Source organism: Frigoribacterium sp. Leaf8 (genome assembly GCF_001421165.1).
In the GTDB taxonomy this organism is placed as follows: Bacteria; Actinomycetota; Actinomycetes; order Actinomycetales; family Microbacteriaceae; genus Frigoribacterium.
In genome coordinates this window covers 1-21447 of the sequence record NZ_LMKB01000007.1, presented here as the reverse complement: position 1 = coordinate 21447, position 21447 = coordinate 1, and the positions used below count along the sequence as shown (strand labels likewise).

Sequence of the window (21447 nt, the reverse complement as noted above, 5' to 3'; positions counted from 1 at the left end):
GCCTCTGGGCGCTCAGCGAGCAGCTGCTCGCCTGACCGGCGCAGGCGCAGGACGCAGGAGGCGCGGGCCGGGTCGACGACCCCGCCCGCGCCTCCTGCGTCCTGCCTCCGGGCGTCAGCCCGTGTTCTGCAGCCCGGCGGCGATCCCGTTGACGCTCAGCANGCAGGAGGCGGTGGTCGGCGTCCGCCGGGTCGCCTCCGCCCGCGACGCGGATCGCCCGCAGGGCGCGCAGCTGCAGCAGCGAGAGCGCGTCGACGTAGGGCGACCGCAGCCGTACCGCGCGGCTGAGCACCGGGCGGCCGTCGAGCACCTCGCCGTGGCCGCTGACCGCGAGCACCCACTTGCGCGTGCGGGCCATCTCGTCGAGGACGCGTCCGGCGAGGTCGTCGCGGTCGGCCAGCGCCAGGTACTCGCGGGCGATGTGCTCGTCGGTCTTGGCGAGCGACATCTCGACGTTCTTGATCATCGCCGAGAAGAGCGGCCAGGTCGCGTAGGCCTCACGGAGCAGGTCGATGTCGCCCACGGCCTCGAGGGCCGACCCCAGGCCGTACCAGCCGGCGAGGTTGATGCGGGCCTGCGTCCAGGCGAAGACCCAGGGGATCGCCCGGAGGTCCTCGAGGGACTCGACCGAGAGGCCCCGACGGGCGGGACGGGAACCCAGCGCGAGCAGGCCGACCTCCTCCATCGGCGTGACGGCCGCGAACCACGAGGCGAAGCCGTCGGCCTTGACGAGGCCGAAGAACGCCTCGCGTGAGGCGACGTCCATCGTCGAGGCGACCTCGGCGAACCGGGTGGCGGCCGTCGCGTTGGCCTGTTCGTTCGACGGGCTCGAGGCCAGCAACGTGGCCGCGGCCATCTGCTCGACGTGCCGGGCGGCGATGGTCTTGTTGCCGTACTGGGCGAAGATGACCTCGCCCTGCTCGGTGATCTTGAAGCGACCGTCGACCGATGCCGGCGGCTGAGCCAGCACGGCCTCGTTCGCCGGTCCGCCGCCGCGGCCGAGGGCGCCGCCGCGACCGTGGAACAGCGTCAGCTCGATGTCGTTCTCGGCGGCCCAGTCGGCGATGCGGGCCTGGGCGGAGTAGAGCGCGAAGGTCGCCGAGACGGGCCCGACGTCCTTCGACGAGTCCGAGTAGCCCAGCATGACCTCGAGGCGGCGACCGGTCGCCGCGAGGCGCTTCTGCACCGCCTCGGTCTGCAGGGCCTCGTCGAGGATGCGCGTGCTGGCCTCGAGGTCGGCGAACGTCTCGAACAGCGGGATCACGTCGAGCACGGGCGCGGGCTCGTCGCCCATCGCGCGCTCGGCGAGCTCGTAGACGGTGGCCAGGTCGGCCGACGACTGCGTGAACGACACGATGTAGCGCGACGCGGCGCGCACGCCGTAGCGCTTCTGGAGGTCGGCGATCGTGCGGAACACCGCGAGGACCTCGTCGGTCATCTCGCTGCGTGCAGGAGGCGCGGTGTCGGACTCGGCGTCGCCGCCGGCCGCCTGCGCCCCGCCCGCCACCGGGTCGGCCGCCCGGAGCTCGGCGAGGGCCGTGCGGTGCACCTGCGAGTGCTGGCGCACCTCGAGCTCGGCGAGGTGGAACCCGAAGGTCTCGACCTGCCAGACGAGGCCCTGCAGGTCGCCGTTGGCGCTGCGGTGGGCGCCGGCCGCGCGCAGCGACTGCTGCACGACCCGCAGGTCGGCGAGCAGCTCGTCGGGGTGGCCGTAGGCGAGCGGGGCCCCTTCGCGACGGGTGGCGTCGATGCGGGCCGCGACGAACATGAGCACCCGGCGGTGCAGCTCGTGGGGCGAGCGCACGCCGATGCGGGACGCGACGTCCGCGTCCATCCGGCGCTGCGCCTCCGCGAGGGACACCAGCTCGGCGGAGGCCGGGGTCTCGGCCTCGTCGAGGGTCAGGGTGCCGCCGATGCGGCTGGTCGCGCGATGCAGGCCCAGCAGCACGTGCTCGGCGGCGATGTCGGCGGCGGCCCGGGTGACCTCGGCGGTCACGTGCGGGTTACCGTCGCGGTCTCCGCCGATCCAGGTGCCGAGGCGCATGAAGGCCGGGGCGACGGCGGGTTCGCGGCCGGCGGCGTCCCCGAGCAGGCGGTCGTCGAGCAGGCGGTAGACCTGCGGCACGATCTCGAAGAGCGTCTGGTCGAAGATGCTCATGGCCGTGCGGACCTCGTCGAGCGGGGTCGGCCGCGTGGTGCGGATCGGCGAGGTGCGCCAGAGCGTGTCGACCTCCTCGAGGAGGCGGCGCTCGGCCTCGGCCACGGCCACGTCGTTCTCGAGCCGGTCGCGGTCGGTCATCAGGTCGCTGATCCGACGGATGCTCGAAGCGACCGCACGCCGACGCGCCTCGGTGGGGTGCGCGGTGAGCACGGGGTGGAAGCGCAGCGCGTCGAGTCGCTTGGAGGCCTCCTCGGCCCCGACCTCCTCGGTGAGCTGGCGCAGCGTGGCCGAGACCGAGTCGCCCGCGGCGCTCGCCTCGCTGCCGCGGCGGCGCAGCACGCGGACGCGGTGGTGCTCTTCCGCGAGGTTGCTGAGGTGGAAGTAGCAGGTGAAGGCGCGGGCGACCTGCTCGGCCAGCCCCTGGTCGAGGGCGTCGACGAGGCGCTGGGCGTCGTCGAGGCTCGCGCCGTCGGCTCCCTCGTAGGCGGCGATGACGGCGGCCCGGACGTCCTCGACGGCCTGGAAGAGTTCGTCGCCGCCGGATTCGCGCAGCACCCGGCCGAGCAGGCTGCCGAGGTAGCTGACGTCCTGACGGAGGCTGCCGTCGACGGCGCCGCTGATGTCGTCACGGCTGCCGTCGTGTCGTCGTGTGGTCTCGATGTCGGTCACCGCACCATCTTGGACGACCCGGGCGCTCCATGACGCCACGATGTGGTCACGCCGCCATGTTTAATCGTGGCGCGGTGCCCACATCGTGGCGTCGTGGCCCGCGACACGGCGCGATCCGGCTCACGTCGCGGCCCAGAGCGCCCGGTAGTACGCCGTGCGGACGGGGTCGTCGGCGACGCCGTACGCGTCGAGGAAGGTCTGCTCGAAGCCGGGGCCGTGGTTCCAGCCGAGGCTCATCGTCGCGACGGCGAGGTCGGCCCAGCGGTCGGCGACGCCGAGGGCGTCGAAGTCGACGTGCCCCGACCAGAGGCCGTCGTCGCCGATCAGCGTGTTGGGCACGCACGGGTCGCCGTGGCAGACGACGAGGAGGTCGACGGGCGGCGGGTCGCCGAGGTCAGGAGGCACGGCGCGCGCCTTCTCGCTGGTCGCGATCCGGTCGTCCACCGACCAGCTGAACGGGCACTCGTCGACCGGCAACGCGTCGTGCAGTCGCCTCAGCCCCCGTCCCGCCTCGCGCACGGCGGTCGCCGGGTCCGCGGCCCGGAGCAGGTCGACGGCGCTGTGCCCGGGCACGCCCGCCGTGACGAGGTACTCGCCCTCGTCGTCACCGCCGATCTCGAGCACGCGGGGGGCGGGGGTGAAGTCGACGACCCAGCGCAGCCGCATCTCCTCGGCGTGCAGGTCGAGCCCGCTGCCGTGCGGGGCCCACTTCGCGAAGCGCCGGGTCGGGCCCTCGCCCAGGCGGTAGGTGGTGCCGCCGGCCTCGTTGCGCCACACCGCGGTGATGGCGTCGCCGCGCGCGGCCGTGACCACCGCCTCCGGCACCTCGGCGTCGGGGTCGGGCCGGTTCTGCGTCCACATGCCCCGAGTCTCGCACCCGCCACGGCACCCGCACCCGCCCCGGGCACGACGGAGCGGGCCGCCCCCGGAGGGACGGCCCGCTCTGTCGTGGTGCGGGGGAGCTGCTTACGCGCGGCTGCCCTTGCGGCCGGTGATGAAGCCCCAGATGACGAGGACGACGAGCGCACCGAGGATCGCGATGATCCAGCTCTGGATGCTGAAGAAGCCGTCGTAGCCGACGTTGAAGACGGCTCCGCCGATCCAGCCACCGATGAGGGCGCCGATGACACCGAGGATCAGGGTGGCGATCCAGCCGCCGCCCTGACGGCCGGGGAGGATGAGCTTGGCGATGGCGCCGGCGATGAGGCCGAGGAGGATGAAGGCGAGGAAGCCCATGATGTGGTCCTTTTCGTTGGTGCGCGGAGTGCGCGGGTGCTGCTGAGACGGTCGGGGTCGGGTGCGTGTCAGCGGGGTCTGGGTGACGACCGCATGCGAAGAGGCCCGTGAGAAGGTCGTCCTCTCGGGCCCCAGCGGTCGAGAGGACTAGTGCGCGGCCTTGCGGGCCTTCTTCACCGCGGCCTTGCGGGCCTTGGTGACGTCCTTCTTGGCCTGGGCACGCGCCTTCTTCACCTTGGGGTCGTTCCAGAACGAGCCGAAGAAGTTGCTGATCTCCTTGTAGCGGCCCTTCCCGGCCTTGGCGCCGTAGGTGTACGCGAGGAACGCGATGAGGGCGATGACGAGGTACTTGAAGCGCATGTGGTGGTCCTCCCGGTGGGACGTTCTTGTCGTTCGGGGGTCACGCTATTCCTCCTGGGAGTTCTCTGTTACAAATCGGATTGGTGGGAAGTTCCCGGTGTTCGCTTTTGTCCCCTCCCTCGCCGGGCTCCACTCCGACACACCCCCGCCGCACGACCGAAACACCCCGGCAACACCTCCTGGCTAGCGTCGAGCCATGGGTGAGCTCTTCGAGGGATACGCGACCACCACGGGTGCCGCGGCCCGGGCGACCGGCGCCCGCCCGCCGGCCGCCGCGTGGGACGAGATGTTCGAGCGCGACGGCACGCCCCGTCGGGCGTACCACGAGATCCACGCGACCCTCGAGGGCATGACGCAGGACGACCTGCGCGGCCGCACCGCGGCGCTGGCCGACTCGTACCTGGCGCAGGGCGTCACCTTCGACTTCGCCGGCGAGGAGCGGCCGTTCCCGCTCGACGCCGTGCCCCGGGTCGTCGAGCACGCCGAGTGGACCACCGTCGAGCGCGGCATCAAGCAGCGGGTCAAGGCCCTCGAGGCGTTCCTCGCCGACGTCTACGGCCCGCAGACCGCCATCGCCGACGGGGTCATCCCCGCGAGCCTCATCACGAGCTCGAGCCACTTCCACCGGCAGGCGAGCGGCATCGACCCGGCCAACGGCGTGCGCATCCAGGTCAGCGGCATCGACCTGGTCCGGGACGAGGCCGGAGCCTGGCGCGTGCTCGAGGACAACGTGCGCGTCCCGAGCGGCGTCAGCTACGTCATCTCGAACCGTCGCGTCATGGCGCAGACGTTGCCCGAGCTGTTCGTCTCGATGCGCGTGCGGCCGGTGGGCGACTATCCCAACCGGCTGCTCGCCGCCCTCAAGAAGAGCGCCCCCTCGGGAGTCGACGAACCGACCGTCGTCGTGCTGACCCCCGGGGTGTTCAACTCGGCCTACTACGAGCACACGCTGCTGGCCCGCCTGATGGGCGTCGAGCTGGTCGAGGGCCGCGACCTCTACTGCTCCGGCGGCCGGGTCTTCATGCGGACCACCGGCGGGCCCGAACGCGTCGACGTGATCTACCGCCGCGTCGACGACGAGTTCCTCGACCCGCTGCAGTTCCGGGCCGACTCCGTGCTCGGCTCGCCGGGCCTCCTGATGGCCGCCCGTCTCGGCACGGTGACGATCGCGAACGCGGTGGGCAACGGCGTCGCCGACGACAAGCTCGTCTACACCTACCTGCCCGAGCTGATCCGTTACTACCTGGGCGAGGACGCCCTGCTGCCGAACGTGCACACCTGGCGGCTCGAGGACCCCGGGGCCCTCGACGAGGTGCTCGACCGGCTCGACGAGCTCGTCGTGAAGCCCGTGGACGGCTCGGGCGGCAAGGGCCTCGTCGTCGGCCCGGCGGCCAGCCGCCGCGAGCTCGACGACCTGCGCACCCAGCTGCGACGCGACCCCCGCGGCTGGATCGCCCAACCCGTGGTGCAGCTCAGCACGATCCCGACCCTGGTCGACGACGGACTCCGCCCCCGGCACGCCGACCTGCGGCCCTTCGCCGTGCACGACGGCGACGACGTCTGGGTGCTGCCCGGCGGCCTGACCCGGGTCGCGCTGCCCGAGGGCCAGCTCGTCGTCAACAGCAGCCAGGGCGGCGGCTCGAAGGACACCTGGATCGTCGGCGGCGACGTCAACGCCTGGGCCGGTCACGACGTCAGCGCCCTGATCGCCGAGCAGACGACCCCGACGCAGTCGCTCCCGATCATCACCCCCGAGCAGGTCGCCGCGGCCGCGGCCTCGGCGGCCGACCACAGTCCCGACCACGCGCCCCAGGACGACCCCCGCAACGACCAGCAGGCGCAACAGCAACAGACGAAGGAGGGGCGGGCCGGGTCACGAAGCCGACCCGCGCCTCCTGCGTCCCGCGTTCCCGACCACGGGACGACCCCGACCGAAGGGCCATCATGCTGAGCCGCATCGCCGAGAGCCTGTTCTGGATCGGCCGCTACATCGAGCGGTCGGACGGCACGGCCCGCATCCTCGACGTGCACCTGCAGCTGCTGCTCGAGGACCCCTGGATCGAGGAGGACGTCGCCTGTCGCAGCCTGCTCGCCGTGATGGGCAGCGACGCCCCCGAGGGCGATCTTGCCCGCAGCGACGTCCTGTCGATGCTCGCGGTCGACCGGCACAACCCGGCGTCGATCGCCTACTCGCTCGGCGCCGCCCGCGAGAACGCCCGCCGGGCCCGCGAGATCGTGTCGACCGAGCTGTGGGAGTGCCTCAACACGACGCGTGCCCGCATGCCGCGCAAGGTCGCCGACGACAAGGTGCACGAGTTCTTCGCCTGGGTGCGCGAACGGAGCGCGCTCGCCGTCGGGATCATCGAGAGCGCGACGAGCCGCGACGAGGTGTGGCAGTTCTTCACCCTCGGCCGGTCGATCGAGCGGGCCGACATGACCGCGCGCCTGCTCGCGACCCGCACGCTCACCGAGGCGTCGGGCCCGTCGTGGACGACGATCCTGCGGTCGTGCGGCGCGTACGAGGCCTACCTGCGCACCTACCGGGGCGTGCCGAGCGCCCGCAACGCGGCCGAGTTCCTCCTGCTCGACCGGCTGTTCCCGCGCAGCGTGCTCTTCGCGATCAGCCGGGCCGAGGCCTGTCTGCGCGAGGTCGAGCCGACGACCCACCGGGTCGCGGCCTCCGACAGCGGGGTGCGCATCCTCGGGCAGATGCGCAGCGAGCTCGAGTTCCGGCCGATCGGCGACATCCTCGACGACCTGCCCGGGCAGATGGACACCGTGCAGGCCGCGACGAGCGCCGCCTCCGAGGCGATCAGGCAGCGGTACTTCCCGACGAGCGCCGCGCCCACCTGGGTGGGGGAGCGCTCGTGAGCCGCCTGCGCATCCGGCACGTCACGGGCTTCTCGTACCAGGGCGAGGCCGTCGCGAGCTACAACGAGGCACGCATGCTTCCGGCGCACACCGAGGGCCAGTTCGTGCTCTCGTCGCACCTGCGCATCGAGCCGGTCGCCGCCTCGCACGAGTACGTCGACTACTGGGGCACGCGGGTGTCGTCGTTCGAGGTGCTGCTGCCGCACCGGCAGCTCTCCCTGACCGCGACCTCGCTCGTCGAGGTGCGGCCGCAGGCGCATCCGTCCGAGACGATCTCGTGGGACGACCTGGCGGCGGTCGCGGGGGCCAGCACGTCGTTCGTCGAACACCTCGAGCAGACGCCCCTCACCGCGCCTCCGGCCGACCTGGCCGCGGTCGGAACCGAGGCTCGGGCGACCCACGCCGATCCGTGCGCCGCCGCGATGGCGATCTGCGAGACGGTCGGAGGCGCGGTCCGGTACCTGCCCGGCGTCACGAACGTGAAGACCACGGCCGCCGAGTCGTGGGCCGCCCGGGCCGGCGTCTGCCAGGACATCGCCCACGTCACGGTCGGTGCGCTGCGGGCGGCGGGCATCCCGGCGCGCTACGTCAGCGGCTACCTGCACCCGAAGCCCTCGGCCGAGCTGCGCGAGACCGTCACGGGGGAGTCCCACGCCTGGGTGGAGTTCTTCTGCGGCACCTGGCACGGCTACGACCCCACCAACCTGATCGACATCGGCGAAAGGCACGTGGTCGTCGGCCAGGGCCGCGACTACCGCGACGTGCCGCCGCTGCGCGGGGTCTACGCGGGGTCGTCGAACAGCGAGCTCTTCGTCACGGTCGAGATCACCCGCGAGGCCTAGGCCCGCCCGGCGCGGGTCAGCAGGCCGTGTAGGCGTGGGCCGGGTCGTCGGCCGGCACCAGGTCGTGGTCGCGCACGATGGTCGAGGGGGCCGGGTCGAGTCCGGTGACGCGGGCGCACACGTCGGCGACCGAGCCGCGCAGGTCGTCGGTGTACTCGACGTCGAACACGAGCCCGCCGTAGACGTCCGTGAAGGCGCCGCACTCGTCGTAGCGGTCGCACTCCTCGGTGACGGCGAAGTCGTAGCCGACCTCGTCGCGGCCCCGGGCGCCGAGGTCGGCGGTGTTCTTCTGCGCCGTGGCCAGCCCGGCCGCGTGGGCCCGTGCGACGAGCAGCGTCGCGAAGGCGACCGCGTCGTCCTCACCGAAGGCGTCGTCCGACCGCGTCCACGAGTCGAGGTTGTCGAACTCGACCGCCTGGTAGCCCGAGGCGGCGCAGCCGTCGATCGTCGACGCCTGGCGCTCCGCCACGGCCTGCCGGTTCGCCTCCGAGGACAGGTCGAACAGGTGCTCGTCCGGCCAGCCGGGGTCGACCAGCGGTTCGCCGTCGGGCGTACGCACGAGCACTTCGTCCGGCCACTCGACGCCCGGTTGGGTCTGGAACCCGTTGACGTAGCAGATGCCGTAGACGTCGTCGGCGGGGTCGTCGGTGCTGTCGCGGGCGACGACCGTGGCTCCGTCGGGGACCGGCGACGCGCCTCCCAGTTGGTAGTCGAAGCGGGCGCCCTCGGGCGGCAGCACGACGCCGTCGGCCGACGCGGCCCCCGAGGCCACCACCGCGGACGTGGAGGCGCGCTCGGGTCGTTCACCGGCCCCGGCGTCGACGCCCGTGCAGCCCGTCACGACCAGCGCGATGCCGACGAGTCCGACGAGTCCGAGGCGTGTGCGCATGCGGCGAGCCTAGGTGAGTCGAGCGACCGGGCCGACCGTCAGGCGGTGTGCGACAGCGGCGCGGACTCGCGCTCGCCGACCGCGGCCTCGGCGGGGGTGGCCCCCGCGGTGACCACCGTGGCGGTGGGCGACGTGGCTGGCGCGGCGGGGGTGCGGCGCGAGGTCAGGAAGTCGAGGCGCGCCGCTTCGCGGGCCAGTTCGCGGTCGTGCTCCGCCTGTCGGGCGGCGGCGCGGGCGTCCGCCAGGCTGCGCGCGTTCTCACGGGCCCTGGCTGCGGCGGCGGAGGAGGCGCGTCGTGCGGTCGCCCCCGTGGCCCGGGCGGCGACGACGGCACCGGCCGCGGTGGCCCGGCTGCCGTGACGCACGCCGTCCCAGGTCGAGCGGGCGGCCGGTCGGGTGCGCGTCGCGACGGTGGTGCCGGTCGTGCGGAACCAGGCGACGACGACCGGGGTGGTGCGTCGGACCCATGCGACCACGGCCCGGGAGGCGCGACGGACGGCCCGTGCCGTGGCCCGACCGGCCCGGGCCAGGGCGTCACCCGTGGCGCGCACGGCGGCCGCGACCCGGGTGGCGGCGGACGACAGCACGGGACGCAGGCGTTCGGCGAGGGTCGGCCCGGCGGGAGCCTGCTCGGGCACGGCGGAGCGGGTGGACGCGGTCTCGACGGGCGTGCCCGTGGCGGAGGCGATCGCCGGCGTCGGCGTGGCGGCGAGGACGGGGGCGGACGCGACCACGGGGGCGGCCGTCGGCCGTCCTGCGGACAGGACCCGCGCCTCCTGGGTGGTCGGTCGGACGGGGGCCGGCGTCGTCTCGCGGACGGCCTCGTGCTCGAGAGGGTGCTCCGGCTCGTCGCGCGGCAGGGCACCGAGCACCCGGTCGGTCAGCCCGACGAGGGCGAGGGCCACGCCGCCGACGACGAGGGCGGCACCGAGCAGCCAGATCGCGATGGTGACGAAGTCGAGGTCGCCGATGGGCAGGAAACCGCCGGCGAAGAGCCCGACCGTGGCCAGGCGGAAGGTGGCGGCGAGGACGAGCGCCGCGCCCGAGACCAGCATCGCGAGGGCGACCCAGCCCGTGACTGCTGCCTTGCCCATGCGACACCTCCTGAGGATGGAGCGCGCGTCGCGGGTCGGGCCCGCGCGGACGTCCCCTGCGAATGTAACCCGGAGGAGGGCTCGACCGTAACCCGCAGCGGTGGACGCGCCGTTCCCGGGCGATGCTCGGCTCCTGCGGGGGCTACTCGGATGCGGGCCCGGGATGATCGCTCGCATGGCCAACTTCGACCGTCTCCTGGGTGCCGCCGCGCGTGCGCTCGGCAACTCCTCTTCTTCTTCGTCCGGCCGCGGTGGCGCGTCCGGCGGTTCCACCGACTGGCGTGACGTGGTGCGCAAGGTCTCCGACAAGGTGACCGGCGACGACCGCCAGGGCGGGCAGCCGCAGCAGGGCGGCCGCCAGCCCCAGCGCGACGGGTACGGGGCGCCGCAGCGGGGTGTCGGGCGCCCGGCCACCGGGGGCCACGCCCCCCAGGGGTCCGCCGCGGACCGCGCGGCCCTCGCCAAGTACGACTACCTGCTGCAGACCGCCCCGCCGCAGCAGCTCGAGCAGGTCCATCGCGACGCCTTCGAGCGCCTCACCCCCGAGCAGCGTCAGCAGGTGCTCACCCGCCTGAGCGCCGAGGTGCCCGCGGGCGAGCGTCCCGCGTCGAGCGCCCCGGCCGACCTCGCCCGGGCGGCGACCCGGGGCGAGACCGCACACCCCGGCCTGATGAAGCGCGTGCTCGGCAGCACGGGGGGCAAGGTCGCGGCAGGTGCCGCGGTCGGCGCCGGAGTGGCGGGGGTCGCGGGCCTCGCGGTCGCCGTGGCCGGGGCGGCCGCCGTCAGCAGCGTCGCCCTGCCCCTGCTGTCCGACGCCGTGACGTCGGGCATCGACTTCGACCAGCTGACCAACGGCTTCGGCTTCGAGGGGCTGGACGGCCTGACCGCGGGCGGCGAGGAGTACCTCGGCGGACTCGGCGAGCAGGTGGGTGGACTGGGCGACCAGCTCGGCAACCTCGGCGAGGGCTTCCAGATCCCCGGCCTCGGCAACCTCTTCGACCGCTGACCGCGCGGCTCGCGCCGGCGCGGATCGCGCCCGTGCGGCTCGCGCCGGCGCGGCTCGCGTCCTGAGGCCCCAGGATCTCGCCGAGACCCTCGCGCGCGCGGGGGGTCCGGCCCGGTCACCGAACTCGGCAAGTACGCCGACGCCGCCGACGAGATCGAGACGCTGGGAGCAGGACGATGACCAAAGCGGAAGAGCTGCCCGCGCGACGCAGAGAGGCGCGTCGACGACGCCCGAGCAGAACCAGCCCGGAGCACCCGCCGTCGAGGCGACGTCAGCACCCCGGCCGAACGTCGTTCGAGCCAAGCCCGTACGCATCACCGCCGACCTGTCGCCCCAGGTCTACCGAGGCCTCATCGACTACGCCGCAGGCCTCGCAGAGGCTCAGGGCCGAGTGCGTGTCGCGCACGTGCACGTTACCCATGCCCTCGTTGCAGAGCTGCTGGAAAACGACGAGCTGCAAGGGGCCATCGCCCGCCGCGTCCGCGCGCAGCTCGACGACTAGACCGTCCGTAGTTCAGTAACTACGGACTTACGCTACTGGCCGCCCAGCGCCTCAAGGTCTGTGGCCCAGCGCTCCGCGCCGCTCGAGCTTCTGGGACGGGGTCGTGGTGGCGATCGCGGGTCGGCAGGATGACAGTGGTGGGCTCGCCGGTTTCTGATGCGAGAGTCAACAGCCATCCACCGACGCCGCTGGATGAATTGACCGGCACGTCGCGGTAGATGTAGGCACTTTCGGCCAGCGAGGTCATAGCCAGCACAGTACGGCCTCGCCGGCCTCGTTCTTGGAATACGGCTGTGAGATCAGGCGTCGGCGCGGGGGAGTGTCACGGCTGAATCGACCGCGGCCGGGTGCCGCTCGAGCGCCCGGAAGACAGTTGTCCGCCCCGCGCCGAACAGTTCCACCAGCTCGGCGACCGTGTGGTCGCCGGCCCGGGGGAGCGCAACCATGTGCCGCTCTTGCACGGGGGAGAGCTTGGGCTTTCGGCCCTTGAGCTGCTCCCGCACTTTCGCCGTGGCCATGCCCTGGCGCGTGCGCGCTCCGATCAAGTCGGACTCGAACTCGGCCACCATCCCCAGGACGACAAAGAGCAATCGCCCGACGGGGTCGGTCGGGTCGTAGACCGACCTTCCGAGGGTCAGCCGCACCTGCCGGCGCGTCAGCCCTTCAGCGATGTCGGTTGCGTCTCGCAGCGATCGCGCGAGGCGAACGAGCTTCGTCACGCCCAGGGTGTCGCCCTGCCGGCAGGCCGCCAGAGCCTCTCGGAGCCCCGGCTGCTCCCTACTAGTCCCTGTCAGGCCGCGGTCGCTGTAGATCGGTTCCGGCGGCACCCCCAGCACGCAGGCGGCGTCCCGGTGCGCGGTGAGGTCCTGGGTGTCGATGGAGACGCGGGCGTAGCCGATGAGGGGCCCCGTTGTCTTCAGTCTCACAGAGGGTGCCGTCACCGGAACCTATTTCGGACGGCCTATCTGAGACAGCAATACGCCCGGAGGTCCGGGGGAGTGGTCGCAGCCGCAGAACGTCCGATGAATGATCGCCGAAGCGAGAGGGAGCTCGTAGCGCAGGCTACGGGCTCCCTCTAAGCCATCTCAGGGCGAATGGACCAGTCGATAAACCAGCAATGCCAAGCTGCTCCGCCTCATTAGGGTCGGTAGTCATCTCGCTTCTCGGCCCCGATGTACATACCTGGGTGTGCTCGATTGCCGCCTAGAACGCCTATGGCAGTCAGGCCAACACTGAGGCTTGCGATGAGGATTTTCACCAAACCAATGAGAAGGGGCTTTACGCGAATCGACATTTGAGCAACTGCTTTCCTAGTACTTGTTGGAGCAAGTTGCTGGACGAATCTTCTGTGGCCGGATGTGCCGCCTCGAATATGCGTTGCCTCTAGCTGCTACGGCATCCTTAGCCGAAAGTTTCCGAGTCGGGCGCGGGGCAGGTCTTGTCGACTCGTTCCGCTTCGGCGTCCGTCAGCCCTTGACTGGATGCTGATCCAGCGCTCGGGAACCAGCCCTGGTGGGGCCAGGTCGACGCGAACTCCTCGCGCGTCATGCTCGGCTCGGTTGACGGGGCGCCGAGCGCCTCGAAGCACGGCAGCTGGAACATGGTCTGGTAGTCGTACAACCACGCCGCTTGCCCGACCGTGAGCGTCTCAGCGACGGGGCTCGGGTACATGACGTTGCAGCGATAGCTGGCGAGTTCGGCCTGCTCGCGCTGCGGCCCGCCGTCGGGCATCTCGAACGAATAGCCCTGCGAGGTCGAGCCGTCCTTACCTCTCCCGACGTCGTCGACCACGGGCAGGCCGGCCTCGCGGAGGCACGCGATGAGCGGGTCGAGGTCGCCGCCCTCGATCTCGTGGACCAGGGCGACCTCGGGTCGGACCGCGTCGGGGAATTGCTTTGTCACCTGGTCCCAACGCTGGTCGGTGGCCTTCTGCCGCAGTTCGGCGAGGCGGGCTGGGTCCGGCGGCCCCGAGGTAGGGGGCGCACCGAGCTCGTCGAGGACGGCTTGCCGGTCCGGCACCCCGGTTCCGTTCGTCGCGGTGCCGGTCGCGGCCGGTGGCNNNNCCCCCGCCGTAAATCTCCTCATGGGCCACATTGTAAGAGGATTCCTCAAACAGGACATCAAGACGTGATCCAGAACACCACCAGGCGGTGGCTTATCGGAGTGCCAGGGGCGCTCAGATTGAACCAGGCATCAGCGTTTGCTGCAGAGCGACGACAGGCCGCCAACTCGTGGCAGCTCTGAAGGCCCTTTGAGCTATCTGCGTCAGCCGATGCCGCTGCGGGCGAGGTCCCTCACTTTCTCAGGATCGAACGCCTCGCCCGAGTCTGGGGAGGTCATCAGGTTTAGCTTCCCGCAACGCGTTGCGTCTTGCGCCTGACATCCAGCGCTGGTTTTGGGCCTGCCCAAACACTCGGTCACCGTCAGGCCAGACAGAAATCTTGGCGATGTCCTGTCCCAGCAAGAATCCCCGCGACTTCTTAAGCTCTCGAAGCACCTCGCGCGTCTTCCCGGCCTGTTCCTCGTAAGACGCTGCGGAACTGTGCGGTGCTCGTAGCTCTGCGGGATAGGGCCCGCGGCCACGCCACCTGACGAACAAAGGTCGCCGGCGCGCGTATCGCAGCTCGCGTTCACGTATTCCCGGTCCCAAATTCAGAGCATGCGGGTCATCGTCCGTGCACTCAACGCGACCCCGAATTAACCCGCCTCCCGTTTGCCGGCCCTTCCCCCGTGCCGCAATGACCCAGTCAACATCTCGAACGAGGAGATCAATTAGGGCATATCGATAGACCGAGGCCACGGGCACGATGATGAGTGCAATGGCCCAGCCCATGAGTACCACGAGCGAGCCGGGGTCTCCGTTCAGATGACCAGTTGGCGGGTTGAAAAGACGAATGAGCCCGCCGACTGTTACCGAGAGCCACAGGGTGGCTATTACCAAGAGGAGAGTGCCAGTTAGCTGGAACTTCTCGCCGTTTGCCATGACCATTAGCAACAGCCCCATGGTCACCAGAAACAGGTAGCCGAAGTCGGGCACCGGAGAGATGAGCCACGAGCCTGTTCGACTCAACAGGTCAATCGCCCAGTTACCTGTCGCCACGTACATGTCGACCAGCGGGGTGATGATGAGGACTTTCAGCACGGCGATGACCGCTGCGACGACCAAGCCTAATCTGATTTTCCTCAACATGAAGGAATCCTGGGACCGAACCGTCGAAGTTACTAATGCGGAACGCTGTGAATCGGCCGCGTTGGGCGATGTCCCGGAGATTACGGACCGCAGTGTTGTCCGGCTAGCAGTGGATGGGCCTGAGTGGCGCACGGCCGTGGGGTCAGGAGGCTAAGCCGAAACGGTGACCAGTACGAAACGGGGTTCTGAGCCGGTCGGGGTCAAGACCGTTAGTTTGGTGCCCGTTAGACGGTCGTTCATCGGGACACCTTCTGGTGACCGTTCTGGTCGACGGAGGTCAAGTGGCGTCTGGCCTGCGGATTCGCGTATGCCTGTCCCGCAAAAATGCCCGATGAAGGGGGTATAAACGCTACAGTCATCGGATGCTCATCGGATACGCCCGCGCCTCCACCTCGGGACAAGATCTCGCAGCACAACGCGACGGTCTTGCAGCACTTGGTGTTGACGATCAACACGTCCATGTTGACCACGGGCTGTCCGGCACGACTCGAGCACGGCCCGGCCTCCGCGAGGCGCTGGCTGCGTGCCGCGCGGGTGACGTCCTGGTCGTCACGAAGCTCGACCGTCTCGCCCGCTCTCTTCGGGACGCGACGGACATCGCGGACGAGCTGACGAAGAAGGGCGTTGCCCTGAATCTCGGGGGAGCGGTCTACGACCCCACCGACCCCGTGGGCCGGCTCCTGTTCAACGTCCTCGGCATGGTGGCCGAGTTCGAAGCCGACCTCATCCGGGCCCGCACCCGCGAAGGCATGGCCATCGCCAAGGCCGCCGGCAAGCTCCGCGGTCGCAAGCCCAAGCTCACCGCCTCGCAGGAGAAGCACCTCGTGCAGCTGCACCGCACCGGGGAGCACACGACTAGCGAGATTGCTGAGCTCTTCGGCGTCGCTCGCTCAACGGTCTACCGGGCCGTCCAGCGCGGGGAACAAGCGTGACAGGTAATCGGTGCCGAGGCGGTCAGGGAGTCATTGACGAAACAACCTGTAGCTGAGGTCGTGAGGTAGTTTCAGGCTAGATGGAAAGGACGCTCAAGGCCGCATGGCGCAAGCGTTGCGGGCACGGCCGGGGCGACTGGATACACGCACCGCCCCACAGTCATGGCACCGGGCCGAAACTACAAACGAGGGAGGGGGCGTACGCATGACTAAAACGAATCCTGCCCTCTCAAGGCCGTTGAGGCGGGTCGGGTACCCCTCGCGCGCTTTGGCCTCCATCTTTGCGCTGATCATCGTCGCTTCGTGCATCCTGGGCATCCTGGGGGCCGACGGTGAATCGAAAGTGACCGCGCGCGACCTTCTGCCTCCCCTCGCTGTGGCCCTGATCCCTGTGATCGTGGCCCTGCGATCGATGCGTGTCGGGATCGTCGCCCGCGAGGACGGCTTGCTCGTGACCGACTGGTTCTCGACCCGGATTATTCCCTACGCCGTCCTCCGTGAAATTCGAATTGTTCCGTATACGGGCTTCTTGAACTGGTACAACCCTGCTTTCATGAGCACAGCCGTCAAGATGATCCAACTGCAGAGTCCGTCGTTCGCACTGGGGACGCGAAACCTAGAGGTGTCGCTCGACACCGAGGCCCAGCTGCTGCGGGTCGTCGTCCATCTCCGTCACTTGCTCAGGTCGCAAGACGAGGATGGACGTGTTCTGGCCACGCCGGACGCCAGCGCCGTCGAGCGGGAAGTTCAGGAGCTCGCGGCAGCTCAAGTTCGACGGTCGAGGAGGCACTAGTGAAGCCGGAGTCCGTTATCGACCTGACACGGAACGTCACCGAGACGGCCATGTGCACGCCGATCGATGGCCCGCACGGCATGTTCAGCTTGCCCACTGACGATTGATGCGGCGGGCTGGCCAAAAGATGATGCTCAAGCCTGGATCGAGAACTCAGGGGCGATTTGGCGCCCGATGGGGATCGACAACCGGCCGCGCCGATCTAAACGAACCAGCTCGTGGCGTAGAGAACGACTCCGACGGCCAGAGCAAGAGCCCCGACGAACAGCACACGACGTTGCTTGCGTCGTGGCAGTTCCTTTCCTTGGCTGTACTTCACGCCGACGTAAGCGAGCATGCCCAGTGCGACGAATAGGCAGGGGAAGTACGCGAGTCGGAGCCACTCGGAAGTAGTCATCCTGCATCTTCCCGCGAGGTGGTCATTGCACGGTGGTTCCGCGGCAACGTCGCAATAGCCGATCCTTTTTGAGTCCTGAGCAATGGCTACCCTGAGCGAATGACGCATCGGGGCTAGAGGAAGTGGTTCGAGCGAGTTATGGTCGGCTTCGGCATGATCTTGGCCGCATTCTTCTTCGTGATTGCGGACGGCGACAAGCTCTTCATCTTCGTGGGAGTTCTCTCTGCTCTGTCTGCCTTGCTGGGGTTTCTAAGGCTTGTTTTCCGTCGCAAACCCTCGTGATTGGTTGCAGCACGGGACCCGTCCCGATAGGGGATCGTCTGGCGGGCACAGGGGGCCTCACCCAGAAGCTAAGAGAGGATGTTCCGAACAGACGCCAGGCTTTGTCCGCTCGCAATCGCGATGGCTCCTTCCGAGACTCCCGCGTTTGCCGCCTCGCGGATCAGGGCGACCCAGCTCGGCGGGAAGCTCGCCGCCGGATTCTTCCTGCGGCGTAAATCCTCTGTTGCTGAGGCCAGTCATGCCAAGGCGTCGTCGGCAGCGATATTTACAGCAGGAGCAGTGCCCTCGCCTCCAAAGGTGAAGGACCAGTCGGGTGACGCGGGTAGGTCGTGTGCGTCGATGGTTCGCTCCAATGCCAGAAATTGCGAGACGACTTCCAACCTCGAGTGTGTCAGGCGCGTGTCCCGAGAGGGGATCGCGCACTGAGACGGGGGGTCAGTGAGTAGTGGTGTCGGTCTCGGGAGAGCGGGCTAATCGCCCTATAGGCGGTTAGCTATCGGGCGGCGGTGGTCGATCGTCCACCTGGCTGTGTGCCAGGTGGAGTTCTGCAGGAACGAATGCCTATGGTCGTTGGATAGAGGGCGTCTCTTTTCCGGGGTTGAGTCGTTATGCGGGAAAGGTAACGCCGGTGAGTTCCTCGGACACGGACCACAGGTGGCGCTGTGTCGTCAGGTCGTATGAGGCGGCGCTGGATGTAACCAACTGCGGGTGTCCTCGGGTCTCGCGTATGCGGTCGGGGCCGTAGTACTGGCCGCCGAGCACGCTTGGATCAGTTGCGGCACGCAGTGTGGGGAGTGCGCCTCCAGCAGCGCTTTGGGCAAGCAAAGGCTTGACGGCGGCCGACGCGATCCGCGCGAGAGCAGGCAAGTTCTGGGTCAACTCGGTGGAAGCGTTGCCTGGGTGCGCGGCGACGGCCATAGTGCTGCCGTACGCCGTGAGGCGGCGCTGCAGCTCGTAGGTGAACATCAAGTTGGCCAGCTTGGCCTGGCCATAGGCGGCAACCCGGTCGTAGCTGCGGTCCCACTGCAGGTCGTCGAAGTAGATAGCCGCGCGAATGCGGTGACCGTAGCTGCTCACCGTCACGACTCGAGAGCCCGGCACAGGCAGGAGGTGATCGAGCAGCAGCCCGGTCAGCGCGAAGTGACCGAGGTGGTTCACGCCGAACTGCAGGTCGAAACCGTCGGCTGTCTTCTGCTGAGGCGTGTACATCACGCCGGCGTTGTTGATCAGCAGGTCAATCCGCGGGTGCGCCGACCTGAGATCTGTGGCCGCTGCGCGCACGGATTCCAGTGAACCCAGGTCCAGGTTCTGCACGGAGACTTTGGCATTGGGCACATGGGAGGCGATTCTCGACGCGGCCTCCTTGCCCTTGGTGGTGTCGCGGACAGCGAGCACCACGGCCGCGCCATGATCCGCGAGGGCGAGGGCGGTCTCAAAGCCGAGTCCACTACTGCCTCCGGTGATCACAGCGACGCGCGCGTCCTGGCGTGGGATGTCGTTCAAAGTCCATGGCGTGGTCATGTGGCAGCTCCAATGTTTCGTGGTCAATGTCTGGCAAATGCCACTGTAGGGCACATGTGCCACTGAGTGCCACCTATGCCCGTTGCCTTGTAAGCTGGCACATGTGAGCGAGTCCACTCCTATCCCGGTGCGTGAAAGAGCTCGACGAGCCATGCAAACCGAGTTGGCGATGCTGGCCCAGGATCTGTTCGCGGTTAGGGGATACGAGCAGACAACAATCGATGACCTGGTCTCGGCTGCCGGCATCTCCAGGCGAACGTTCTTTCGCTACTTCACCTCGAAAGAGGACGTCATGCTGGGCAAGTACGACGCGTGGTCGCAGATGCTCGCCCAGGCACTCGGTGCACGGCCCGTCGACGAGCCGGTGTGGGAATCGCTACGGCGGGCATTCGACGTCGTCGTCGAGCACTTCGAGGACGAGACACTCGCTGAACGCGCCCTCGCGATCGAAAAGATCATCCATGACAACCCGGCTCTGAGTGCGGGCGAGCTCGAGCGTATCTCGCGGGTCCAGGGCGATCTCGCCGAAATCGTACGGATGCGCCTGGGCCGTTTAGCGGTCACCGACCCGCGCCCGACGGTGATCGCCGGCGCGGCCCTGACCTGCGTGATCGCCGCGAAGGATGTATGGATCACCACGGACCGTGGCCGATCCTTTGGAAGGCTGCTCGACGAGGCCATGGGCGCAATTAAACCCGTCTGATCTCACCCATACGGGGCAGGACTAGTGAGTTCCCAGCGAGCTGGCTCTCGCGATGAGGGCCGAGATTCGCCGTACCCACGCAATCAAGCGCCACACCAAAACCCTGTCCCGCCCACTCGACTGCGAGCCGAGCGTGTTGGTTTGCCGGTTGCGAGGAACGCCCTTGAATGCCAATTGTCTGCGCGAGGGTTCCACCGATCAGAGGCCCTGCGATGGTGCCGGCCATGATGGCGGAGGAGAGGGTGCCCAGCGCCCAAGCGGAGCGGCCTTTAGGGGTCTGAGCGGCGACGAGGATGGTTGGTCCGGAGGCGTAGCCGCCGAGGAGGCCGACCAGCAGCCGCAGCAGTACGAGTTGAGTGACGTCTTGGGCGACCCCGATGAGCGACATCGCGATCGCCATGACGAGGCTCGCGCGGATCAGCATCGGTTTCCGGCCGAAGTGGTCCCCGAGATAACCCCACAGCGGTGCTGTCAAGGCCGCGGTCAGAAACGTCGCGGCGTAGGCGATGCCGGACCAGAGAGTTACCGCGGCCGGATCCCCAACGCCAAGGTCTCGGACGTAGAGAGGAAGGATCGGCAGAATCAGGGTCATGCCAATGATCGTCGTGAACGAGCCAAGCGCGCACACGAGGAGATTCCGCCGGACCACTGCTCGACGTCGGTCAGCGCAGGAGCCAGAACGGCAGCGACGCGACCAATGCGCCGAGCAGGATCAACACGACCGCGACGAAGGGGGACGCCTTCACCTCGCCGGTACCGAATCGGGCGGTGACACGCATGAGCAGCGCACGCGTCCGACGGCGCGCGAGGCTTCCCACCAAGAGCAATACGAGGCACGGGACGCAGTAGACCACCGCGTACCCGGCGAGGACGAGCAGGCCCTCCGCTGGCGTGACCTGCGCGTCTAGGAGGCGCTCGATCGCAATGAAGTACGGGAACGCATTCGGTAGGTCGGCCCCGGTTAGCAGCGCCCCGAACGGGAGCGCAGTCCAGGGTGTGAACCACGATGGCAACCCGATCGGCTTCCTGGGTCGCGTGTGGAAGCGTCGTATCCCGGAGCGGACCAGGACGACGCCCGCGGCGGCGAAGGCGACGTAGCGGATACCCTGCACAATCCCGTCGACGGCACCAGCTGCCGCGCCCGCGCCGAGGAAGAGCGCGGCGCCGACCGCGAACACGGTGAGTGCCGCCCCAAGCACCGTGACGAGTGCCATGAGCGCGGGACGCCGCGGGGCGGCGAGAAGGATCAAGGTCACCGCGACGATCGTGGCCGGGTTCAGCGAGTCAAGCGCAGCGAGGCCCGCGATCGCCAGCAGCAGCTGCGCGGTCACCGCCCGCCCCTCCCACCCGCGGGCAAGAGAGAACCGAGGAGAGCGTCGAGCTCCGCGGCCGTGGGTGCCGGCTCGATGCCGGCGATGACGTTGGCGAACAAGCCGTCGCCGACAAGCCGGATCACCCGTGCGCGGCCGGCGTCACCCACCTCGTCGCGGATCATCGCCTCCCATCGGGCTATGGCCTCCTGGGATGCAGTCGCCACCGCATCACCCGGCGCCTCGACCGCCCGGTGCGCAATGGCCATCGCTCGGAAGACCGCGACGTCCTCCCCCGTGGGGACCGACATGCGCAACCAGGTCTCCGCCGCACTCCCCTCGCCCGCCGCTGCGGTCATGGCCGTGTCGACCTCCTCGAGCGCTGCCATCGCCAGCCCCTGCACCAGCGCCGCACGCGTCGGGAAGTGGTGCACCAACCCGCCCTTGGATACGCCCGCCGCGGCGGCGGTCTCGTTTAACGACGGAATGACCCCGCGTGCGAGCGCGAGCTCGCGGGCGGCGGCAAGGACGAGTGCGCGGCGATCCATGACCACACCATAACAGGCAAACCGACCGGCCGGTCGGTTTGTGAACAGACAGAACGCGGCAGAACCGTCTCGATAGCCGATCCTCTACCGAGGAACCACCTCGATCTCTGCGTCGGGTGTCGGCGGGACGGACAGCGCCCA

The 21447-nt window shown here is 69.2% G+C and carries 21 protein-coding genes; 8 read left to right on the top strand and 13 right to left on the bottom strand.

Annotated elements, in window-relative coordinates:
* Positions 1-162: 162 nt before the first annotated feature.
* From ASL10_RS14135 to ASL10_RS14120, 4 genes are all read right to left on the bottom strand, one after another.
* Positions 163-2830, bottom strand: a 2668-nt coding sequence (locus ASL10_RS14135; protein WP_369794406.1) for a phosphoenolpyruvate carboxylase, incomplete at its 3' end; no start/stop codon positions are given.
* A 120-nt stretch (positions 2831-2950) separates the two neighbouring features.
* Entirely contained in the window at positions 2951-3691 is a 741-nt protein-coding gene (locus ASL10_RS14130; RefSeq protein ID WP_082460621.1) for an aminoglycoside 3'-phosphotransferase, read from the bottom strand.
* A gap of 105 nt (positions 3692-3796) precedes the next feature.
* Positions 3797-4066, bottom strand: coding sequence for a GlsB/YeaQ/YmgE family stress response membrane protein (locus ASL10_RS14125; RefSeq protein WP_043595797.1), 270 nt, complete (start codon positions 4064-4066; stop codon positions 3797-3799).
* Positions 4067-4213: 147 nt separating this feature from the next.
* Positions 4214-4426, bottom strand: coding sequence for a hypothetical protein (locus tag ASL10_RS14120; protein WP_056049364.1), 213 nt, complete (start codon positions 4424-4426; stop codon positions 4214-4216).
* Between the two features lie 196 nt (positions 4427-4622).
* Here ASL10_RS14120 and ASL10_RS14115 point away from each other — a divergent pair, with 196 nt between their 5' ends.
* Genes ASL10_RS14115 through ASL10_RS14105 form a run of 3 tightly spaced genes read left to right on the top strand, consistent with a single transcriptional unit; the run spans position 4623 to position 8139 of the window.
* Entirely contained in the window at positions 4623-6377 is a 1755-nt protein-coding gene (locus tag ASL10_RS14115) for a circularly permuted type 2 ATP-grasp protein (RefSeq protein WP_056049361.1), read from the top strand.
* Positions 6371-7297, top strand: a complete 927-nt coding sequence (locus ASL10_RS14110) for an alpha-E domain-containing protein (protein WP_056049358.1) — start codon at positions 6371-6373, stop codon at positions 7295-7297. The genes ASL10_RS14115 and ASL10_RS14110 overlap by 7 nt, the downstream gene beginning before the upstream one ends.
* The gene (locus ASL10_RS14105) at positions 7294-8139 is read left to right on the top strand and encodes a transglutaminase family protein (protein ID WP_056049355.1); all 846 of its coding nucleotides are present in this window, start codon (positions 7294-7296) and stop codon (positions 8137-8139) included. The genes ASL10_RS14110 and ASL10_RS14105 overlap by 4 nt, the downstream gene beginning before the upstream one ends.
* A 16-nt stretch (positions 8140-8155) precedes the next feature.
* Here ASL10_RS14105 and ASL10_RS14100 read toward each other — a convergent pair whose 3' ends face one another.
* Positions 8156-9028: an endo alpha-1,4 polygalactosaminidase gene (locus tag ASL10_RS14100; protein WP_056049353.1), complete on the bottom strand. Its 873-nt coding sequence runs from the start codon at positions 9026-9028 to the stop codon at positions 8156-8158.
* Between the two features lie 38 nt (positions 9029-9066).
* Positions 9067-10122, bottom strand: coding sequence for a hypothetical protein (locus tag ASL10_RS14095; RefSeq protein ID WP_056049351.1), 1056 nt, complete (start codon positions 10120-10122; stop codon positions 9067-9069).
* Positions 10123-10297: 175 nt separating this feature from the next.
* Between ASL10_RS14095 and ASL10_RS14090 the strand changes: the two genes are divergently transcribed.
* Entirely contained in the window at positions 10298-11128 is an 831-nt protein-coding gene (locus ASL10_RS14090) for a hypothetical protein (protein ID WP_082460632.1), read from the top strand.
* A complete protein-coding gene (locus tag ASL10_RS16725) occupies positions 11052-11630 on the top strand; it encodes a DUF2274 domain-containing protein (protein WP_369794405.1) in 579 nt (192 codons plus the stop codon). Before ASL10_RS14090 ends, ASL10_RS16725 begins: the two co-directional genes overlap by 77 nt.
* Positions 11631-11929: 299 nt before the next feature.
* On the opposite strand, the gene ASL10_RS14080 is transcribed toward ASL10_RS16725, so the two are convergent.
* From ASL10_RS14080 to ASL10_RS16100, 3 genes are all read right to left on the bottom strand, one after another.
* Positions 11930-12556 (bottom strand): recombinase family protein, encoded by a 627-nt coding sequence (locus ASL10_RS14080; RefSeq protein ID WP_235452858.1) that lies wholly within the window; start codon positions 12554-12556, stop codon positions 11930-11932.
* Positions 12557-13031: 475 nt separating this feature from the next.
* Positions 13032-13532 (bottom strand): hypothetical protein, encoded by a 501-nt coding sequence (locus ASL10_RS14075; protein WP_157485544.1) that lies wholly within the window; start codon positions 13530-13532, stop codon positions 13032-13034.
* 400 nt (positions 13533-13932) lie between these two features.
* The gene (locus ASL10_RS16100; RefSeq protein WP_157485542.1) at positions 13933-14820 is read right to left on the bottom strand and encodes a hypothetical protein; all 888 of its coding nucleotides are present in this window, start codon (positions 14818-14820) and stop codon (positions 13933-13935) included.
* Between the two features lie 362 nt (positions 14821-15182).
* On the opposite strand from ASL10_RS16100, the gene ASL10_RS14070 reads away from it, so the two are divergent.
* Positions 15183-15752, top strand: a complete 570-nt coding sequence (locus ASL10_RS14070) for a recombinase family protein (RefSeq protein WP_056049339.1) — start codon at positions 15183-15185, stop codon at positions 15750-15752.
* Between the two features lie 205 nt (positions 15753-15957).
* Positions 15958-16545 carry a hypothetical protein gene (locus tag ASL10_RS14065; RefSeq protein ID WP_157485540.1) on the top strand — a complete coding sequence of 196 codons (588 nt, stop codon included), beginning with the start codon at positions 15958-15960 and terminating at the stop codon, positions 16543-16545.
* A gap of 1285 nt (positions 16546-17830) precedes the next feature.
* Here the strand turns inward: ASL10_RS14065 and ASL10_RS14060 are convergent.
* On the bottom strand, positions 17831-18745 hold the full coding sequence (locus ASL10_RS14060) for an SDR family NAD(P)-dependent oxidoreductase (protein ID WP_056049332.1): 915 nt from the start codon (positions 18743-18745) through the stop codon (positions 17831-17833).
* Between the two features lie 103 nt (positions 18746-18848).
* Between ASL10_RS14060 and ASL10_RS14055 the strand changes: the two genes are divergently transcribed.
* Positions 18849-19448, top strand: coding sequence for a TetR family transcriptional regulator (locus ASL10_RS14055; protein ID WP_157485537.1), 600 nt, complete (start codon positions 18849-18851; stop codon positions 19446-19448).
* Here the strand turns inward: ASL10_RS14055 and ASL10_RS14050 are convergent.
* Genes ASL10_RS14050 through ASL10_RS14040 form a run of 3 tightly spaced genes read right to left on the bottom strand, consistent with a single transcriptional unit; the run spans position 19435 to position 21306 of the window.
* On the bottom strand, positions 19435-20076 hold the full coding sequence (locus ASL10_RS14050; RefSeq protein ID WP_255349709.1) for an MFS transporter: 642 nt from the start codon (positions 20074-20076) through the stop codon (positions 19435-19437). The genes ASL10_RS14055 and ASL10_RS14050 overlap by 14 nt on opposite strands.
* Before the next feature lie 34 nt (positions 20077-20110).
* Positions 20111-20779 (bottom strand): GAP family protein, encoded by a 669-nt coding sequence (locus tag ASL10_RS14045; protein WP_043595608.1) that lies wholly within the window; start codon positions 20777-20779, stop codon positions 20111-20113.
* Positions 20776-21306, bottom strand: a complete 531-nt coding sequence (locus tag ASL10_RS14040) for a TetR/AcrR family transcriptional regulator (protein ID WP_157485535.1) — start codon at positions 21304-21306, stop codon at positions 20776-20778. The genes ASL10_RS14045 and ASL10_RS14040 overlap by 4 nt, the downstream gene beginning before the upstream one ends.
* Positions 21307-21447 lie beyond the last annotated feature (141 nt).

Bases quoted from the DNA above. Each gene is read 5' to 3' on its own strand.
- ASL10_RS14130 (WP_082460621.1), bottom strand. From the start codon at position 3,691: ATGTGGACGCAGAACCGGCCCGACCCCGACGCCGAGGTGCCGGAGGCG.
- ASL10_RS14125 (WP_043595797.1), bottom strand. From the start codon at position 4,066: ATGGGCTTCCTCGCCTTCATCCTCCTCGGCCTCATCGCCGGCGCCATC.
- ASL10_RS14120 (WP_056049364.1), bottom strand. From the start codon at position 4,426: ATGCGCTTCAAGTACCTCGTCATCGCCCTCATCGCGTTCCTCGCGTAC.
- ASL10_RS14115 (WP_056049361.1), top strand. From the start codon at position 4,623: ATGGGTGAGCTCTTCGAGGGATACGCGACCACCACGGGTGCCGCGGCC.
- ASL10_RS14110 (WP_056049358.1), top strand. From the start codon at position 6,371: ATGCTGAGCCGCATCGCCGAGAGCCTGTTCTGGATCGGCCGCTACATC.
- ASL10_RS14100 (WP_056049353.1), bottom strand. From the start codon at position 9,028: ATGCGCACACGCCTCGGACTCGTCGGACTCGTCGGCATCGCGCTGGTC.
- ASL10_RS14095 (WP_056049351.1), bottom strand. From the start codon at position 10,122: ATGGGCAAGGCAGCAGTCACGGGCTGGGTCGCCCTCGCGATGCTGGTC.
- ASL10_RS14090 (WP_082460632.1), top strand. From the start codon at position 10,298: ATGGCCAACTTCGACCGTCTCCTGGGTGCCGCCGCGCGTGCGCTCGGC.
- ASL10_RS16100 (WP_157485542.1), bottom strand. From the start codon at position 14,820: ATGTTGAGGAAAATCAGATTAGGCTTGGTCGTCGCAGCGGTCATCGCC.
- ASL10_RS14070 (WP_056049339.1), top strand. From the start codon at position 15,183: ATGCTCATCGGATACGCCCGCGCCTCCACCTCGGGACAAGATCTCGCA.
- ASL10_RS14065 (WP_157485540.1), top strand. From the start codon at position 15,958: ATGACTAAAACGAATCCTGCCCTCTCAAGGCCGTTGAGGCGGGTCGGG.
- ASL10_RS14060 (WP_056049332.1), bottom strand. From the start codon at position 18,745: ATGACCACGCCATGGACTTTGAACGACATCCCACGCCAGGACGCGCGC.
- ASL10_RS14040 (WP_157485535.1), bottom strand. From the start codon at position 21,306: ATGGATCGCCGCGCACTCGTCCTTGCCGCCGCCCGCGAGCTCGCGCTC.